At 64.0% G+C, this 16,638-nt stretch carries 17 protein-coding genes; 9 read left to right on the top strand and 8 right to left on the bottom strand.

Annotated elements, in window-relative coordinates:
- Window positions 1-10: 10 nt before the first annotated feature.
- From AC2FM3_RS01115 to upp, 4 genes are read left to right on the top strand one after another with little or no spacing between them, the layout of a single operon-like run.
- On the top strand, window positions 11-1,318 hold the full coding sequence (locus AC2FM3_RS01115; RefSeq protein ID WP_496678390.1) for a thymidine phosphorylase: 1,308 nt from the start codon (window positions 11-13) through the stop codon (window positions 1,316-1,318).
- Window positions 1,315-2,526: a phosphopentomutase gene (locus AC2FM3_RS01110; protein WP_496678388.1), complete on the top strand. Its 1,212-nt coding sequence runs from the start codon at window positions 1,315-1,317 to the stop codon at window positions 2,524-2,526. Before AC2FM3_RS01115 ends, AC2FM3_RS01110 begins: the two co-directional genes overlap by 4 nt.
- On the top strand, window positions 2,523-3,509 hold the full coding sequence (locus AC2FM3_RS01105) for an adenosine deaminase (protein WP_496678386.1): 987 nt from the start codon (window positions 2,523-2,525) through the stop codon (window positions 3,507-3,509). Before AC2FM3_RS01110 ends, AC2FM3_RS01105 begins: the two co-directional genes overlap by 4 nt.
- Window positions 3,506-4,138 (top strand): uracil phosphoribosyltransferase, encoded by a 633-nt coding sequence (upp, locus tag AC2FM3_RS01100; RefSeq protein WP_490361960.1) that lies wholly within the window; start codon window positions 3,506-3,508, stop codon window positions 4,136-4,138. The genes AC2FM3_RS01105 and upp overlap by 4 nt, the downstream gene beginning before the upstream one ends.
- 4 nt (window positions 4,139-4,142) lie before the next feature.
- Here the strand turns inward: upp and AC2FM3_RS01095 are convergent, their stop codons facing one another.
- Complete coding sequence (locus AC2FM3_RS01095; protein ID WP_496678385.1) at window positions 4,143-5,159, bottom strand: hypothetical protein; 1,017 nt, start codon at window positions 5,157-5,159, stop codon at window positions 4,143-4,145.
- A 131-nt stretch (window positions 5,160-5,290) separates the two neighbouring features.
- Here AC2FM3_RS01095 and AC2FM3_RS01090 point away from each other — a divergent pair, with 131 nt between their 5' ends.
- Window positions 5,291-5,938, top strand: coding sequence for a sulfotransferase family 2 domain-containing protein (locus tag AC2FM3_RS01090; RefSeq protein ID WP_496678384.1), 648 nt, complete (start codon window positions 5,291-5,293; stop codon window positions 5,936-5,938).
- Between the two features lie 189 nt (window positions 5,939-6,127).
- The gene (locus AC2FM3_RS01085) at window positions 6,128-6,892 is read left to right on the top strand and encodes a Hint domain-containing protein (RefSeq protein WP_496678382.1); all 765 of its coding nucleotides are present in this window, start codon (window positions 6,128-6,130) and stop codon (window positions 6,890-6,892) included.
- 55 nt (window positions 6,893-6,947) lie between these two features.
- On the opposite strand, the gene AC2FM3_RS01080 is transcribed toward AC2FM3_RS01085, so the two are convergent.
- The 7 genes from AC2FM3_RS01080 to AC2FM3_RS01050 all read right to left on the bottom strand — a co-directional run bounded on the left by AC2FM3_RS01080 (window position 6,948) and on the right by AC2FM3_RS01050 (window position 14,291).
- Window positions 6,948-9,149: a 3-hydroxyacyl-CoA dehydrogenase NAD-binding domain-containing protein gene (locus AC2FM3_RS01080; RefSeq protein ID WP_496678380.1), complete on the bottom strand. Its 2,202-nt coding sequence runs from the start codon at window positions 9,147-9,149 to the stop codon at window positions 6,948-6,950.
- Window positions 9,150-9,172: 23 nt separating this feature from the next.
- Complete coding sequence (locus tag AC2FM3_RS01075; RefSeq protein WP_496678378.1) at window positions 9,173-10,384, bottom strand: acetyl-CoA C-acetyltransferase; 1,212 nt, start codon at window positions 10,382-10,384, stop codon at window positions 9,173-9,175.
- A gap of 10 nt (window positions 10,385-10,394) precedes the next feature.
- Window positions 10,395-11,033, bottom strand: coding sequence for a glutathione S-transferase family protein (locus tag AC2FM3_RS01070; RefSeq protein ID WP_496678376.1), 639 nt, complete (start codon window positions 11,031-11,033; stop codon window positions 10,395-10,397).
- A 136-nt stretch (window positions 11,034-11,169) separates the two neighbouring features.
- Window positions 11,170-11,382, bottom strand: a complete 213-nt coding sequence (locus AC2FM3_RS01065) for a hypothetical protein (protein ID WP_005981899.1) — start codon at window positions 11,380-11,382, stop codon at window positions 11,170-11,172.
- 56 nt (window positions 11,383-11,438) lie between these two features.
- Complete coding sequence (locus AC2FM3_RS01060; RefSeq protein ID WP_496678374.1) at window positions 11,439-13,220, bottom strand: acyl-CoA dehydrogenase C-terminal domain-containing protein; 1,782 nt, start codon at window positions 13,218-13,220, stop codon at window positions 11,439-11,441.
- Between the two features lie 49 nt (window positions 13,221-13,269).
- Window positions 13,270-13,671, bottom strand: coding sequence for a MerR family transcriptional regulator (locus tag AC2FM3_RS01055; protein WP_005981908.1), 402 nt, complete (start codon window positions 13,669-13,671; stop codon window positions 13,270-13,272).
- 251 nt (window positions 13,672-13,922) lie between these two features.
- Window positions 13,923-14,291 (bottom strand): MerR family transcriptional regulator, encoded by a 369-nt coding sequence (locus tag AC2FM3_RS01050; protein WP_496678371.1) that lies wholly within the window; start codon window positions 14,289-14,291, stop codon window positions 13,923-13,925.
- A 115-nt stretch (window positions 14,292-14,406) separates the two neighbouring features.
- Here AC2FM3_RS01050 and AC2FM3_RS01045 point away from each other — a divergent pair, with 115 nt between their 5' ends.
- From AC2FM3_RS01045 to AC2FM3_RS01035, 3 genes are all read left to right on the top strand, one after another.
- Window positions 14,407-14,826: a PaaI family thioesterase gene (locus tag AC2FM3_RS01045; RefSeq protein ID WP_170358398.1), complete on the top strand. Its 420-nt coding sequence runs from the start codon at window positions 14,407-14,409 to the stop codon at window positions 14,824-14,826.
- A gap of 1 nt (window position 14,827) precedes the next feature.
- Complete coding sequence (locus AC2FM3_RS01040; RefSeq protein ID WP_496678369.1) at window positions 14,828-15,346, top strand: PaaI family thioesterase; 519 nt, start codon at window positions 14,828-14,830, stop codon at window positions 15,344-15,346.
- A gap of 5 nt (window positions 15,347-15,351) precedes the next feature.
- A partial coding sequence (locus AC2FM3_RS01035; RefSeq protein WP_496678367.1) for an MATE family efflux transporter occupies window positions 15,352-16,638 on the top strand: 1,287 nt, incomplete at its 3' end.

Below are 16,638 nucleotides of genomic sequence, written 5' to 3'. Positions count from 1 at the left end.
GGCCGCGCCCATGGACGCCCGTTCGATCATCGCGAAACTACGCCGCCGCGAGGTGCCGGATGCCGGCGAGCTGGCGTGGTTTGCCCAAGGTCTGGCCGATGGAAGCGTCAGCGACGCCCAGGCCGGAGCCTTTGCTATGGCCGTCTGCATGGGCGGGCTGGGTCCCGAGGGCCGCGCCGCGCTGACGCTGGCCATGCGGGACAGCGGTGAAGTTCTGACCTGGGATCTGGACGGTCCGGTGATCGACAAGCATTCGACCGGCGGTGTGGGGGATTGCGTCAGCCTCGTGCTGGCCCCGGCGCTGGCGGAATGCGGAGCCTATGTGCCGATGATCTCGGGCCGCGGTCTGGGCCATACCGGCGGGACGCTCGACAAGCTCGAGGCGATCCCCGGCGTGTCGACCCAGATCGGCCAGGACCGGTTGGCCCAGATTTTGGCCGAGACCGGGGCCGCCATCGTCGGCGCGACGGCGCAGATCGCCCCGGCGGACAAGCGGCTCTATGCCATCCGCGACGTTACCGCCACGGTCGAAAGCCTCGATCTGATCACGGCCTCGATCCTGTCCAAGAAACTAGCGGCCAGCCCCGATGCGCTGGTGCTGGACGTCAAGGTTGGCAGCGGGGCCTTCATGAAAACGCTGGACGAGGCGCGCATGCTGGCGCAGGCCCTGACCGAAACGGCCAATGCGGCCGGGTGCCGGACCTCGGCCCTGATCACCGACATGAATCAGCCGCTGGCGCCCGCGCTGGGCAACGCCCTGGAAATCGCCGAAGTGATGAAGGTGCTGACCGGTGGGGAGCCCTCGCCTCTGGCCGAGATTTCGGCCGAGCTGGGCGGTGTTCTGCTATCTGACGCTGGTATGGTCGCCGACGCGCAGGCCGGGCGGGACATGATTGCCGAGGTGATCCGCGATGGCCGCGCAGCCGAGCGGTTCGGCCGGATGATGGCCGCGGTGGGCGGACCGCTAGGCCTGGTCGAGGACTGGACGCGCTATCTGCCCGAGGCCAGCGTGATCCTCGAGGTGACGGCGCAGGACGAAGGCTATGTCACCGCGATGGATGGCGAGGCGCTGGGCCTTGCGGTCGTGGCGTTGGGCGGTGGCCGGCAGGTGGAAAGCGACGTGATCGACCCGGCGGTGGGTCTGTTGGCGCTGGTGCGGCTGGGCGACAAGGTCTCGGCCGGAATGCCGCTGGCCGTGGTCCATGCCGCGCGCGAGGATGCCGCACAGCGGGCCGCGCAAACCGTGCGCGCCGCAATCACCATCGGCCCGGCGGCCGTTCCGGTGCCGGAGCTCGTACAGGAAAGGATCCTTGCATGAGGCGCGCGTTCCTTGTGGTGATGGATTCGGTGGGCATCGGCGGCGCGCCGGATGCCGACCGGTTCTTCAATGGCGACGTGCCGGACACGGGCGCCAATACGGTGGCCCATATCGCGCAGGCCTGCGCCGAAGGGCGGGCCGAGGATGGCCGGTCCGGGCCGTTGCGCCTGCCCAACCTCGATGCGCTGGGGCTTGGGGCGGCGGTGCGACTGGCTTCGGGCGTGGATGCGCCGGGGTTGGAGGCCGACCCGACCGGCCTGTGGGGCTGCGCGCGCGAGCATTCGCCGGGCAAGGACACACCTTCGGGCCATTGGGAGCTGGCCGGGCTGCCGGTGCCGTGGGACTGGCACTATTTCCCCGACGCGGTTCCCGCGTTCCCTAAGGATCTGACCCGCGCCGCCGCGCAGGCCGCCGGAACCGAGGGCATTCTGGGCAATTGCCATGCCTCGGGCACCACGATCATCGCCGAACTGGGCGCGGAACACATGCGCACCGGCTGGCCGATCTGCTATACCTCGGCCGACAGTGTGTTCCAGATTGCTGCGCATGAGGAGACTTTCGGGTTGGAGCGCCTGTACCAGATGTGCCGGACCCTCGCCCCCATTCTGCACAAGATGAAGGTGGGCCGGGTGATCGCCCGCCCCTTCGTGGGATCGCCCGAACAGGGGTTTGTCCGCACCACCAACCGCAAGGATTTTGCCATCACGCCGCCCGCACCGGTGCTGACCAACTGGGCGCAGGACGCAGGCCGCCGCGTGCATGGCGTGGGCAAGATCGGCGACATCTTCTCGATGCAGGGGATCGACACGTTGGACAAGGGCTCGGACGCCGATCTGATGGGTCACCTGTCGCGCCTCGTGGACAGCGCCGGGGACGGCAGCCTGACATTCGCAAATTTCGTCGAGTTTGACAGCCAGTACGGCCACCGGCGCGACATCTCGGGCTATGCCCGCGCGCTGGAATGGTTCGACGCCGAGATCGGGCGTATCCTGCCCCGGCTGCGCCCGGGCGACCTGTTTCTGCTGACCGCCGATCACGGCAACGACCCCAGCTGGGTCGGCACCGACCACACCCGCGAGCAGGTGCCGGTGCTGATCGCCGGCCTGGGGGCCGGACAGATCGGGCAGGTCAATTTCGCCGACGTGGCCGCCAGCATCGCACATCACCTGAGCATTCCGGCGCAAGGGCCGGGAAGGACCTTTCTATGACCGTCGCAGACCTGCCCAAGATCGAACTGCACCTGCATCACGAAGGTGCGGCCCCGCCCGCCTTCATCCGCCAGCTGGCGCATGAAAAGAAGGTTGACCTGAGCGGCATCTTCAAGCCCGACGGCAGCTATGACTTTCGCGATTTCGCGCATTTCCTCAGCGTCTACGAGGCCGCTTGCGAGGTGTTGAAAACGCCCGAGGATTTCCGGCGCCTGACGCTGGCGATCCTGGAAGAAAGCGCTGCGAACGGGGTGGTCTATTCCGAAACCTTCCTCAGCCCCGATTTCTGCGGCGGGGGCGATCTGCACGCCTGGCGCGACTATCTGGCCGCCATTCAGGACGCCGCCGACGAGGCCGAGCGCAAGTTCGACATCACCTTGCGCGGTGTGGTGACCTGCGTGCGCCATTTCGGGCCCGACAAGGCCAAGCGCAGCGCGCTGTGCGCCGCCGAAACCGCGGGCGACTGGATCACCGGGTTCGGCATGGGCGGGAACGAGGCCATGGGCCAGCAGGCCGATTTCAAATGGGCCTTCGACTGCGCGCGCGAGGCCGGATTGCGCCTGACCACCCATGCCGGCGAATTCGGCGGCCCCGAAAGCGTGCGCGATGCCGTACGCGCGCTGGGGGTCGAACGTGTGGGCCACGGCGTGCGAGCTATCGAAGACCCCGATCTGGTGCATGAACTGGCCGACCGGGGCGTCACGCTCGAGGTCTGCCCGGGCTCGAACGTGGTGCTGGGCCTGTACCCGGATTTTGCGACCCATCCGATCGCGCGGCTGCGTGCGGCGGGCGTGAAGGTCACGGTTTCCACCGATGACCCGCCGTTTTTTCATACCACAATGCGCCGCGAATATGAGATGCTGGCCCAGGCCTTCGGCTGGGACGCCGAGGATTTCGCCGCGCTGAACGACACCGCCCTGAACGCCGCATTCTGCGATGAAGAGACCCGCGCAAGGGTCAGAAAAAGACTGGAGAACACATGAGCGAACATCTGACCGTCGTCGACCACCCACTGGTTCAGCACAAACTGACGCTCATGCGGGACAAGGGCACCTCGACCGCCTCGTTCCGGCAACTGCTGCGCGAGATCACGCTGCTGCTGGCCTATGAGGTGACCCGCGATCTGCCGCTGACCACGCGCAACATCGAGACCCCGATGGAGGAGATGGACGCGCCAATCCTGGCGGGCAAGAAGCTGGCGCTGGTGTCGATCCTGCGTGCGGGCAACGGGATGCTGGACGGCGTTCTGGAATTGGTGCCCTCGGCCCGGGTCGGTTTTGTGGGCCTTTATCGCGACGAAGAAACGCTGCAACCGGTGCAGTACTATTTCAAGGTTCCCGAGGGGCTGAAAGACCGGCTGGTGATCGCGGTTGACCCGATGCTGGCCACGGGTAACAGCTCGGCCGCGGCGGTTGACCTGCTGAAGCAGGCCGGCGCCACCGACATCCGGTTCCTGTGCCTGTTGGCCGCCCCCGAAGGTGTGGCGCGCATGAAAGAGGCGCATCCCGATGTCAAAATCGTGACCGCCGCGCTGGACCGCGAGCTGAATTCCAAGGGCTACATCATGCCCGGCCTCGGCGATGCCGGCGACCGGATGTTCGGCACCAAATAGGCGCCTAGTCGCTGCAGATGTTCTGCAGCCGCACCCAGTCGCGGTCGGGCAGGACCTGGTCCAGAGGCTCAGCTGCCATCGGGTCGGCCTCGATCAGGGGCAGAACCGTTTCGCCAGTGATGTCGCGCGCATAGGCATAAGGCGTCGAAGGCAGTCGGGCCTGGGCAAAGCTCTGCAGCAGGGTCTCATCCGCGATTTCCGGGCGCGGGTCCGACAGGACCTGCTCGGTATAGGCATCGATCTGCCCGGTCGTCAGCCCGCCTGTGGTCAACAGGTGAAACGCGGCGGCGCTGCCCGTCCGGTCCAGCAGCTCGTCCAGAGGGTCCTGCTGTCCGGCACGGGCGCGCTCGGCGATTATGTATCCCGCGGCGACGGCCGGGTCCTCGTAATCTTCGACAAGCGCCCGGTTCAGCAGAACGATGCCACCGGGCAGGCCTAGGCTGTCTTGCACGCCTGCGGGCAAGATCACGACCCGGCGCACCCCGGTCCGCTGCGCAAGCGCCCGCAGCGACGCCTGCGCGTCGCGTGCGTTGCAGGCCCGGCCCGAAACGCGTTCGATCCGGCGCAGGACCATCTCGCCGATTTCCTGGCGCTTGATCTGCGGCAGAACGCTCACGACATGGGATTGCAGCGCGCCCGGTAACCAGAAAACAAGCAGCGCCACCACCGCGGCCGCGACGCCGCCGACGCTGGCCCAGCGCAGGCGTCCGGGGTGGGGACGGGCACGTTCGATGGCACGCTGCAGCTTGTCGATGGCCTCGATCATGGTCGTTTCCGACTGGTCGAGCTCCAGCGTCTCGCCCGGGTCGCCGTCGGGGTTGTAGATGGCTGGAAAGACTTCGGGGTTCTGGCGCTCCAATGCGGCCAGAGACCAATGGGTCAGCGGTCGGTCGTTGAAGTCGGAAATCGTCAGTGTCGCTTCGCCGATCGACACCACGACCTCGCGCCGTTGTTCGTCCGGCGACGGGCGCCACAGACCGGTGGCTTCGATCCGTTGGTATTGTTTGAATGCCGTCTTCACGGTGGGCTGCTCGTTATGATTTGGCCAAATCCTATCACGTTCGGACCGAACGGCGCAAACCTGTTGCACAACCGGTGCCGGGCATGTTCCACTGAACCACTTGAAAGTACCAGAATACCAAAGGGGCTAGGGTGATCCTATCGACGGGGCGGTCTTTCATCTTCATTCATATCCCGAAAACCGGGGGAACGTCGCTGGCGCTTGCGCTCGAGGCGCGTGCGATGAAGGACGACATTCTGGTGGGAGACACGCCCAAGGCGCAACGGCGACGGCGGCGTCAGCAGTCGCTTGTGACCGCGGGCCGCCTGTGGAAACACGCGCGTCTGTCCGATATCGAGGGGCTTGTACCGCCCGACCTAATGCCCGCCATGTTCATCTTTACTCTGGTGCGCAACCCCTGGGATCGGATGGTCAGCTACTATCACTGGCTGCGCACACAGACGTTTTCGCACCCGGCGGTCGGCTTGGCCCGGACGCTGGATTTCGCTGGTTTCGTACAGCACCCGGACATCCGCCGATCGTTCCGGCAGAACCCGGCGCGTAGCTACGTCACCACCGCCAAGGGGCAGGATCTGTGCAAGGCTTATGTTCGGCTCGAGCATTTCCACGAAGATGCCTGCCCCTTGTTCGATCATCTTGGGTTTGAATTCTGTCTGCCGCATGCAAACCCGTCGAACCGATCGGCAGACTATCGGGACTATTATTGCGCCCAGACCCGCGATGCCGTGGCCGAGGCCTGTTCAGAAGATATCGAGAGATTCGGGTATCACTTCGAATAAGGTAACTGTTTCCCATTTACGTTCAACGGCGGGGCTATTGGTGGAACTGTTCCTGAAACTTGGCCTGATGCTCGGTGTGATGGCGTAAAGCCGGCGGAAAAAAGGCAGAAATGAGGCGTCGCTTGGCCTGCCGTGCTACACCTGTTTCAGTTGACAGGTGCCAGAAGGGGGCGGCGCATGTTTGAAGTAGTGAGTGTTTCAGCGGACGAGATGTCCTTTGAAAAAGGGGTTGCAACAACGACGCGCAAGGCTGTTTCGGTGCGGCGCGGAGGGTTGGTGCATGGAACGCGGGTTCTGACCTATGGCGGGTGGGTGCCCGTCGAGGCGCTGACACCCGGAGATCCGGTACGCACGGCGGACAACGGGTTCCAGCCCGTGCGGCGGGTGTCACAAGACCTGATTTCGGTGCCGGCTGATGAAACCCGTCCGGACTTCCTGCCGGTCCGGGTGCCGGCCGGCGCGGCTTACAACAAGCGGCCGGTCTGGCTCATGCCCGAGCAGGGGATTGCCGTCGCCGCGTCCTGGCTGGATGCGCCGCCGACGGACAGCGCCATCGTCGCCGCGCGGTTGCTCAGCGGGTCTTTTGCCTTTGGTTCGGCGATGCCGGCCACCCGTTTCCCGGTGACTACATTGTTTTTCGATCAGGACGAGATCATTTGCATCGAAGGCGGTCTGAGGGCCTATTTCCCGGCCTGCCGTATCGGGGGCAGAGGGCGTGTAGCGGGGCAAAGCGGTTACCCGGTTCTGGATGCAGAGAGTGGCGCGGCACTGGTGGCGTCCGTCGCGGCGGCGCGCGATTTGTCGGCGCTGGCCTGCCCGGTATCGTCTTCGGCCGTTGCGGTTCCCGGGGCGCCGGTGGTTCCGGTCAGACCCCTCCGGGGCGAGCGGCGCCCCGGACGCCCGGGGCGGCCCAGACAGCCGGTCCTGCTGTTGCGCGCCGACTGGCAGAGCTGACCCGGTCGAGCCAGCGGGCGGCTGGCGCGTGCAACCATGCGCCAGCACCTGTACGTCAGGCCGCTTTGGCCTCGGGGGCGAAGCGGCCATAGAAGGTCTGACCCTTCTCGGCCATCTCGTGCAGCAGCGGCGGGCAAGCGAAGCGGTCGCCATATTTCGCGGTCAACTGGTCGCAACGCTCGGCGGCGTAGGGCGCGCCGATCATGTCGAGCCAGCTGAACGGACCACCCGACCACGGCGCAAAGCCCCAGGCCAGGATGGCGCCAACATCGCCTTCGCGGATGTCTTCCAGAACGCCTTCCTCCAACGCGCGCACGGCTTCCAGAACCTGTGCGAACATCAGGCGGTCCTGCACTTCCTGCAGCGAGGGCTGCTGTTCGGCCAGCCGATATTTCTCGTGCAGACCGTGCCAGTAGCCGATGCGCTTGCCGTTCTCGTCATAGTCGAAGAACCCGGCCTTGGCCTTGCGACCCAGACGGCCTTGCTCCTCCATCCAGAAGATCAGCTCGTCGGCGGGGCTTTCGGGATAGGCGTCGCCCATCGCGGCCTTGGTCGCCCGCGCGATCTTGGCACCCAGGTCGATCGAGGTTTCGTCGGTCAGCTGGATCGGACCAACCGGAAAGCCCAGCTGACGCGCCGCGTTGTCGATCAGCACCGGCTTGACGCCCTCGGTGATCATCCGCGCGCCTTCGTTGATGTAGGGGATGATGCAGCGGTTGCAGTAGAAGAACCGCGCGTCATTGACCACGATTGGCGTCTTGCGGATCTGGCGGACATAGTCCAGCGCCTTGGCCACGGCGCGGTCACCGGTTTCCTTGCCCTTGATGATTTCCACCAGGAACATCTTCTCGACCGGCGAGAAGAAGTGGATTCCGATGAACTGATCGGGCCGCTTGCTGGCCTTGGCCAGTTCGGTGATCGGCAGGGTCGAGGTATTCGAGGCAAAGATGCAGTCCTCGGGGATGATCGCCTCGACCTTCTGGGTCATCTCGGCCTTGACCTTGGGGTCCTCGAACACGGCTTCGATGATCAGATCGCAGCCCGCCAGCTTTTCAAGATCAGGCGTGGCGGTGATACGGCTCAGCATGGCCTCTTTCTTCTCGGCCGTGACCTTGCCACGCTTCATGCCCTTGTCCAGATAGGCTTCGGTATAGGCCTTGCCCTTGTCTGCGGCGGCTTGATCGCGGTCGATCAGCACGACCTCCATCCCGGCCTGCGCCGAGACCAGCGCGATGCCCGCGCCCATCATGCCGGCACCCAGAACGCCGATCTTCTTGACCGACTGGTCCGGAATGCCCTTCGGACGAACGGCGCCTTTTTCCAGCGCTTCCTTGTTCAGGAACAGCGAACGGATCATCGCGCCCGAGGACGGGTTCATCAACACCGAGGTGAACCAGCGCGCCTCGATCTTCAGCGCGGTGTCGAAATCGACCAGTGCGCCCTCATAGACCGCGCTCAGCAAGGCTTTGGCCGCCGGGAAGGCGCCCTGGGTCTTGCCGTTCACCATCGCCGAGGCACCCACGAAGTTCATGAACCCCGCCGGGTGATAGGGCGCGCCGCCGGGCATCTTGTAGCCCTTGGCGTCCCACGGCTTGACCAGATCGGCATCCTTGGCGTTCAGCACCCATTCCTTGGCCGCGGCCAGCGGATCGGCTGCGATCTCGTCGATGTAACCTGCGCCCTTGGCCTTTTTCACGTCCAGCATCTTGCCTTCCAGCAGCAGCGGAGCCGCCGCGATGGCGCCCACCTTGCGGACCATACGCGTGGTGCCGCCCGCGCCGGGGAAGATGCCGACCATGATTTCCGGCAGGCCGTATTTGGCCTTGGGGTTCTCGGCGGCAAAGATGCGATGGGTCGCCAGCGGCAGCTCCATGCCGATGCCGGCGGCAGTGCCGGGCAGGGCGGCCGCGATCGGTTTGCCACCTTTCTTGGTCTTGGGGTCCATGCCGGCCAGTTCGATCTTGCGCAGCAGAGCGTGCATCTTCATCGTGCCTTCGAACAGGCCCTTGGCCGGGTCGTCACCCGCCTGTTCCTTCATCACCGCCAGCAGATTCAGGTCCATGCCGCCGGCAAACGATCCTTCCTTGCCGCTGGTAATCACGATGCCTTTGATCTCGTCATCGGCCAGGGCCTGATCGATGCAGTCGTTCAGTTCGGACAGGCCGTCAAACGACATCACGTTCATGGTCTTGCCGGGGACGTCCCAGGTGATGATGCCAACGCCGTCGGCGTCTTTGGTCAGTGTAAAATCAGCCATTTTTCTTCTCCTGATCCCCGCCGTTACACACGTTCGATTATGGTTGCCGCGCCCATGCCGGATGCGATGCACAAGGTGGCCAGACCGGTTTCCTTGTCCTGACGCTCCAGCTCGTCCAGCAGGGTGCCGATGATGATCGCGCCGGTGGCGCCCAGCGGGTGGCCCATGGCGATCGAGCCGCCATTGACGTTGACCAGCGCCGGATCGACGTCAAATGCCTGCTGGAACCGCAGCACGACCGAGGCAAAGGCCTCGTTGACCTCGAACAGGTCCAGATCGCTGATCGTCATGCCGGTTTCGGCTAGGATCTTTTCGGTCACCGGAACCGGGCCGGTCAGCATGATGGTCGGGTCGGTGCCGATCTTGGCGGTGGCCTTGATGCGGGCGCGCGGCTTCAGGCCGTATTTCTCGCCGAATTCCTTGTTGCCGATCAGAACGGCCGCTGCGCCATCCACGATGCCCGAGCTGTTGCCGGCGTGGTGGATGTGGTTGATCTTTTCCAGATGCGGGTATTTCAGCATCGCCACCTTGTCGAAACCGGGCATCTGCTCGCCCATCATCTGGAACGAGGGGTTCAGCGCGCCGAGGCTCTGCATGTCGGTGCCGGGACGCATGTATTCGTCGCGGTCCAGAATGGTCAGGCCGTTGCGGTCCTTCACCGAGATCACCGACTTGGCAAAGCGGTTCTCTTCCCACGCCTTGGCCGCGCGTTTCTGCGATTCAACGGCCAGCGCGTCGGCTTGATCGCGGGTAAAGCCGTATTCGGTGGCGATGATGTCGGCCGAGATGCCCTGCGGTACGAAATAGGTCTCCATCGCCAGCGACGGATCGACCGCGATGGCGGCGCCGTCGCTGCCCATGGGCACGCGGCCCATCATCTCGACGCCACCGGCGATATAGGCCTCGCCCGCGCCGCCTTTGACCTGGTTGGCGGCCAGGTTCACGGCCTCCATGCCGGAGGCGCAGAACCGGTTGATGGCCAGACCGGGGATCGATTCATCCAAGTCCGAGGCCAGAACCGCGGACCGCGCCAGACAGCCGCCCTGTTCCATCACCTGGGTGACGTTGCCCCAGATCACGTCCTCGACGGCGTGGCCTTCCAGGTTGTTGCGTTCTTTGATGGCGTTCAGGGCCACGGCCGACAGGCGCACCGAGGTCACCTCGTGCAGGCTGCCGTCCTTGCGGCCCTTGCCGCGCGGGGTGCGCAGGGCATCATAAATGTAAGCTTCGGTCATACTTCTCTCCTCAAGCTCGATCCGACGGATTGCCGGGCATCAGGTCATAGGGGTGTTTCCAGCCGGGCTGCTCGGACAGGCGGGTCAGCCAAGCGTCGATATGGGGCCATTCGGAGCGGTCAAAGCCGAACGGTTCGGGGTAATACAGGTAACCGCAGCAGCTGAGATCGGCGTTGGTCGCGCTGTCACCGACGATCCAGTCGCGGCCCTCCAGATGGGCGTTCAGCACCTGATAAGCGGCCTTCAGGCGGCCTTGGTTGAAGGCGATCACATCCGGGTTACGGTGCTGTTCGGGCAGGAAGTTCATCAAGAACCGGGTCAGGCCCGCCATCGAGCTGAGCTTGTGGTTGTCCCACAGCACCCAGCGTAGGATGTCATAGTTCTCCTCCCGTGTCTTTGCGCCGAACTTGCCCGACTTTTCGGTGACATAGGCCTGAATCGCGCCCGACTGGCTGATCCGGAAATCTCCGTCGATCAGCACCGGCGCTTCGCCCATTTCGTTCACTTCGGCGCGGTATTCGGGGGTTCGGGTCTGGCCGTTGAAGAAATCGACAAAGACCGGCGCCCACTCCAGCCCTGACATCTCAAGCGCAAGGGCGGCCTTGTACGAGTTTCCGCTTTCTCCGAAGCAATGCAGTTTTATCGTCATGCACTCACCCCTCCCAAGGCGGTTTGTACGGTTTCGTCACGCACGTGTCTTAAGAAAGACCTGACCGCCGGCCGCAGCCGCGTTCGGACTTGTCTTGCTGAAAACACGACGGGCCTGGGCCAGGCATCGGGGTCGTCTAGCGTTTGCGCGCCTCAAGCTCGGAATTGAAGATGCGCAGCCGGTGGGTCAGGTTCTCCTCGTCGATCACGCTGTTGAAATTCTCGAACAGGAATGACAGCGCCTCTCCTTCGTCCAGCCCAGCCTCGCGGGCAAACCCCTTGAGTTTTCGATAACCGTCCTCGGTCATGGCGACGGGAAAGCGGCGGGTCAGGCGAAAGCGTTTGGGCATGTCAACTCCTCGGTGAGCGCTGGTTCCGGGCGGGGTCGCCCGGAACCAGACTGGGATCAGAAGTTCGCCGCGTCCAGTGCCATCATTGTGTCGGCGCCGGTCTGGATCCGCGCCAGGTGCATGCCCGTGGCCGGTAGACGGCGTGCCATGTAGTAGCGGCCGGTGGCGATTTTTGTCTCGTAGAAGTCCTTGTCGGTCGCGCCGGCATCCAGCGCCTCTTGCGCGGCCTTTGCCATCTGCGCCCACATCAGGCCCAAGCAGACATGGCCGAACATGTGCATGAAGTCATAGGAACCCGACAGGGCGTTGTTCGGGTTGGTCATGCCGTTCTGCATGAAATACATGCCGGCGGCCTGCAGGTCCTTCGAGGCGGCCTTCAGCGGTTCGATGAACGCCTTGTCATAGGCTTCGTCTTTGCCGCTGTTTTCCTTACAGAAGGTTTTGACCATGTCGAAGAAGGCCATGACATGCTTGCCGCCGTCCTGCGCCAGCTTGCGGCCGACGAGATCTAGCGCCTGAACGCCGTTGGCGCCTTCGTAGATCATGGCGATGCGGGCGTCGCGGGTGTATTGCGACATGCCCCATTCCTCGATGTAGCCATGGCCGCCATAGACCTGCTGGGCCCGAACGGTCATGTCGTAACCTTCATCGGTCAGGAAGCCCTTGATGACCGGGGTCATCAGCGAGATCAGCCCGTCGGCGTCCTTGTCACCTGCGCGGTGCGCCTTGTCGATCAGAGTCGCACCCCACAGAATGAAAGCCCGCGCGCCTTCCACAAAGCTTTTCTGGTCCATCAGGCTGCGGCGGATGTCGGGATGCACGATCAGCGGATCGGCCGGGCCATCGGGGTTCTTGGCGCCGGTCACGTCACGGCCCTGCAGGCGGTCCTTGGCGTATTCCAGCGCGTTCTGATAGGCGGCCTCGGCCTGGGCCAGACCTTGCATGCCCACACCCAGACGCGCTTCGTTCATCATGGTGAACATGGCGCGCATACCCTTGTGTTCCTGCCCCAGCAGCCAGCCGGTCGCGCCGTCATAGTTCATCACGCAGGTCGAGTTGCCGTGGATACCCATCTTTTCTTCGATCTTGCCGACCGAAACGCCGTTGCGCTCACCAAGGCTGCCGTCTTCGTTCACCAGGAACTTGGGGACGATGAACAGCGACACGCCCTTGATGCCCTCGGGGCCGCCGGGGATCTTGGCCAGCACCAGGTGGATGATGTTGTCGGCCATGTCGTGATCGCCGGACGAGATAAAGATCTTCTGGCCGGTAATCTTGTAGCTGCCATCGCCCTGCGGTTCGGCCTTGGTGCGCATCAGGCCCAGATCGGTGCCGCAATGCGGCTCGGTCAGGTTCATGGTGCCGGTCCACTCGCAACTGACCATCTTGGGCAGATAGGTGCTTTTCTGCTCGTCGGTGCCGTGCGCCAGGATGGCCGAGGCAGCGCCGTGGGTCAGGCCCTGATACATCGTGAAGGCCTGGTTCGCGGCCGAGAACATCTCGCCCACGGCCGTGCCAAGAACATAAGGCATGTTCTGGCCGCCATATTCCTCGGGCATGTCCAGGCCGGTCCAGCCGCCTTCCTTGACCTGCTCGAACGCGTCCTTGAACCCGGTCGGGGTATAGACCACGCCGTTTTCGAACCGGCAGCCTTCCTTGTCGCCAACCACGTTCAGCGGGTGCAGCAGGTTGACGGCGACCTTGCCTGCCTCTTCCAGCACGGCGCCGGTGAAATCGGGCTCGAGCTCGGCATAGCCCGGAATGTCGGATTGCGAGACCTTGAGAAACTCTTGCAGAACGAATTGCGTGTCTTTGGTAGGCGCGTTGTAGACGGGCATTTGAAGCTCCCTTAAATTCAGATGTCCGGGTGGCTGGCGGCCGGGTGGCTTACTCGGCAGCCTTCTTTTCCTGTTTCATCGAGGCGATGACCTTTTCGCCCCAGCGCAACTGTTCCTTCAGATCGTCGATCGCCTGGGTCAGTTCCTCACGGCGGGCTTCCATGTCGGCCAGACGCTCGCACGCGATTTCATAGGTGCGGGTCATCTGGGTCAGTTGCTGGTCGCCGACATGGTACAGATCCAGAAGCTGGCGAATCTCTTCCAGGCTGAAGCCAAAGCGCTTGCCGCGCAGGATCAGCTTGAGCCGCGCCCGGTCACGTTTGGTGAACAACCGTTTCTGACCTTCCCGGATCGGAAACAGAAGCTCCTTGGCCTCGTAGAACCGCAGGGTCCGCGGCGTGACGTCATACGCCTCGCACATTTCGCGGATCGTCATCAGGTCTTCGGTCATGGGTCATCCCCCTCGTCACTGGCGTCATGCAGTATGAGTTGCGCAGTCGATGGCCGCTTTACAACATGAGAGTGACGTTGACGTAATTCAAACGCTGCGTCACTTTCAAATTGACGTAACATCCGCTCGCGTAAAGCGCGGGCCCGGCAATTTCCTTGCCCCGGTTCAGGCGAAATCGAGGGTGGCAGCGACAAAAAAGAAAGCCGCGCAAGGCAACGCGCGGCTGTCTGTCAAGATGATCAGGCCGGGGGTCAGTTCAGCATTTTTGCGGTTTGATCGCGCAGGCGCTGCAATTCGTCCATGGCTTCGTCCAGTTGCTGGCGCTGCTGGCGCAACTCTTCCATCTGCCGGTCGGCCATCTCGACGAAGGTCGCCATCTGGGCCTCGTTGCCCTGATCCTCGTAGATCAGCAGCCATTGCCGGATCTCTTCCAGCGGAAAGCCAAACTTGCGGCCGCGCATGATTAGCTTCATCCGCGCCCGTTCGCGCGGGCCATAGAACCGCGACCGGCCTTCGCGGTCGGGTTGCAGAAGCTCGATATATTCATAGTAGCGCAGGGTGCGCGGAGTCACGTCGAACTCGGCGCACATCTCTTTGAATGACAAACGATCGTCGGACATTCCTGTTCTCCTCGGCTGCAACCTAGGGCGTTGCGCGGACAAGCGCAACAGGCGGGCTTGCCCTTTGCGTCAACACCAGACCATAAAGAAGGCAACGAAAAAGGACAGAGCACCAATGGTCGACAAGACAGTACTCGCCCGCCAGTTCATCGAAGCGATCCCCCATGCGCGGGCCTTGGGCCTGACCCTGACGCATATCGGCGAGGGCGAGGCCGAGATCACCATGCCCTACAACGAGGATCTGATCGGCGATCCCCGCACGGGCGTGATTCACGGAGGAGCGGTGTCGGCCAGCCTTGATACCTGCTGCGGGGCCGCGGTCATGAGCCACCCGGCAGCCCCCGGCGGTACCGCCACCATCGACCTGCGCATCGACTACATGCGCGCCGCAACGCCCGGCCAAACGATCACCACCCGGGCAACTTGCTATCACATCACGCGCAACGTAGCCTTCGTGCGCGCCACCGCCATGGACGACGATCAAGATCGCCCTGTGGCCACCGCCTCGGGCGCCTTCACGGTCGAGGGGAAGTGAGATGACAAGACCCCGTCCCGAACCGATGCAGGTGGTGAAGCAGCGGCGCGACGCGGCCCTCAAGGCGCTGGTCGAGGGGGTTCCGTATATCCGGTTCCTCAACATCAGCTTCGACCGACGCGGAGACGAACTGACCAGCGTTCTGAATTTCGACGAGAAGCTGATCGGCAACCCGTTCCTGCCGGCGATTCATGGCGGCGTCACGGCGGCCTTTCTCGAGGTGACGGCGGTGATCACGCTCAGCTGGGAGCACCTGTTCCCGCGCATCGAAAGCGGTGACATCGACGCCGATGACATTATCTCTGATCACAGTATCCGCTTTCCCAAGACCATCGACTTCACGGTGGATTATCTGCGCTCGGGCCTGCCGCGCGATGCCTATGCGCGCGCTTTCATCAGCCGGGCGGGACGGCGGTATGCCTCGGTTCGCGTCGAGGCCTGGCAGGACAACCACGCCAAGCTGTTCGCGCAGGCCAGCGGGCATTTCCTGATGCCGCAAGAGCCTTCGGCCAAGGGCTGAGCAAAATGCGGGACGCCTCGGCACCCATCACGCACAGGCGGGTGCTGAAGATCGCGGTGCCGATTGTGCTGTCCAACGCGACGGTGCCGATTTTGGGCGCGGTGGATACCGGCGTGGTCGGCCAGATGGGGCAGGCCGCCCCGATCGGAGCGGTTGGCATCGGCGCGGTTATTCTGGCCACGATCTATTGGGTGTTCGGCTTTCTGCGCATGGGCACGACCGGATTGGCGGCGCAGGCCCGAGGCGCAGGGGACACGGCTGAAACCGGAGCTCTGCTCATGCGCGGTCTGCTCTTGGGCGGCGCTGCGGGACTTTTCTTTATCGTAGCGCAGGTGGCGGTATTTGCAGGGGCCTTCGCCCTGTCGCCCGCCAGCCCCGAGGTCGAGGCGCTGACGCGCGATTACCTCGAGATTCGTATCTGGGGCGCACCGGCGACCATTGCGCTTTATGCGGTGACGGGCTGGCTGATCGCGGTCGAGCGCACGCGCGGCGTGTTCGTCCTGCAGGTTTGGATGAACGGGCTGAACATCCTTCTGGACCTGTGGTTCGTGCTGGGTCTGGGCTGGGGCGTCGAAGGTGTGGCGGTAGCCACGCTGATCGCCGAATGGACCGGTCTAGCGCTGGGCCTGTGGCTGTGCCGCGATGCGTTCGGTGGCAATCAATGGCGCGATTGGGCGCGGATCTTCGACCCCGCCCGCCTGCGCCGGATGATGCAGGTCAATGGCGACATCATGATCCGGTCGGTCCTGCTGACCGGGTCCTTCACCACCTTTCTGTTCGTAGGCGCCGATCTGGGCGATGTGACGCTGGCTGCCAACCAGGTGCTGCTGCAGTTCCTGGAAATCACCGCTTTTGCATTGGACGGGTTCGCCTTTTCCGCCGAGGCGCTGGTGGGCAGCGCCGTCGGGGCCAAGGACCGATACCAAGTCCGGCGCGCCTCGGTCATGGCGTCGCAATGGGGCGTCGGTGGGGCTCTGGTGCTGGGGGGCACGTTCTTCGTGGCGGGGCCCGCGTTGATCGACCTGATGGCCACAGCGCCCGAGGTGCGGATCGCGGCGCGCGAATACCTGATCTGGGCTGCGCTGGCCCCGGTGATCGGCGTCGCCAGCTGGATGTTCGACGGCATCTATATCGGCGCCACCTGGACCCGCGCCATGCGCACCGCCATGGTCCAGTCGGTGGCGATCTATGTGGTGGCGCTGTTCCTGCTGGTGCCGAGCTTTGGCAATCACGGGCTGTGGGCCGCGCTGATGGTGCTGAACACCGCCCGCGCGGTGACGCTGGGCCTGCGC

It is taken from the genome of Ruegeria sp. BHSB172, assembly GCF_059613165.1.
The sequence above is the reverse complement of the archived record's forward strand: the minus strand, read 5'-3'. Positions and strand labels throughout refer to the sequence as shown.

What these genes read in the sequence shown, in the direction of transcription:
- AC2FM3_RS01045 (WP_170358398.1), top strand. Translation starts at nt 14,407, where the DNA reads ATGGTCGACAAGACAGTACTCGCCCGCCAGTTCATCGAAGCGATCCCC.
- AC2FM3_RS01075 (WP_496678378.1), bottom strand. Translation starts at nt 10,384, where the DNA reads ATGACCGAAGCTTACATTTATGATGCCCTGCGCACCCCGCGCGGCAAG.
- AC2FM3_RS01065 (WP_005981899.1), bottom strand. Translation starts at nt 11,382, where the DNA reads ATGCCCAAACGCTTTCGCCTGACCCGCCGCTTTCCCGTCGCCATGACC.
- upp (WP_490361960.1), top strand. Translation starts at nt 3,506, where the DNA reads ATGAGCGAACATCTGACCGTCGTCGACCACCCACTGGTTCAGCACAAA.
- AC2FM3_RS01050 (WP_496678371.1), bottom strand. Translation starts at nt 14,291, where the DNA reads ATGTCCGACGATCGTTTGTCATTCAAAGAGATGTGCGCCGAGTTCGAC.
- AC2FM3_RS01110 (WP_496678388.1), top strand. Translation starts at nt 1,315, where the DNA reads ATGAGGCGCGCGTTCCTTGTGGTGATGGATTCGGTGGGCATCGGCGGC.
- AC2FM3_RS01040 (WP_496678369.1), top strand. Translation starts at nt 14,828, where the DNA reads ATGACAAGACCCCGTCCCGAACCGATGCAGGTGGTGAAGCAGCGGCGC.
- AC2FM3_RS01060 (WP_496678374.1), bottom strand. Translation starts at nt 13,220, where the DNA reads ATGCCCGTCTACAACGCGCCTACCAAAGACACGCAATTCGTTCTGCAA.
- AC2FM3_RS01105 (WP_496678386.1), top strand. Translation starts at nt 2,523, where the DNA reads ATGACCGTCGCAGACCTGCCCAAGATCGAACTGCACCTGCATCACGAA.
- AC2FM3_RS01070 (WP_496678376.1), bottom strand. Translation starts at nt 11,033, where the DNA reads ATGACGATAAAACTGCATTGCTTCGGAGAAAGCGGAAACTCGTACAAG.
- AC2FM3_RS01115 (WP_496678390.1), top strand. Translation starts at nt 11, where the DNA reads ATGGACGCCCGTTCGATCATCGCGAAACTACGCCGCCGCGAGGTGCCG.
- AC2FM3_RS01080 (WP_496678380.1), bottom strand. Translation starts at nt 9,149, where the DNA reads ATGGCTGATTTTACACTGACCAAAGACGCCGACGGCGTTGGCATCATC.
- AC2FM3_RS01055 (WP_005981908.1), bottom strand. Translation starts at nt 13,671, where the DNA reads ATGACCGAAGACCTGATGACGATCCGCGAAATGTGCGAGGCGTATGAC.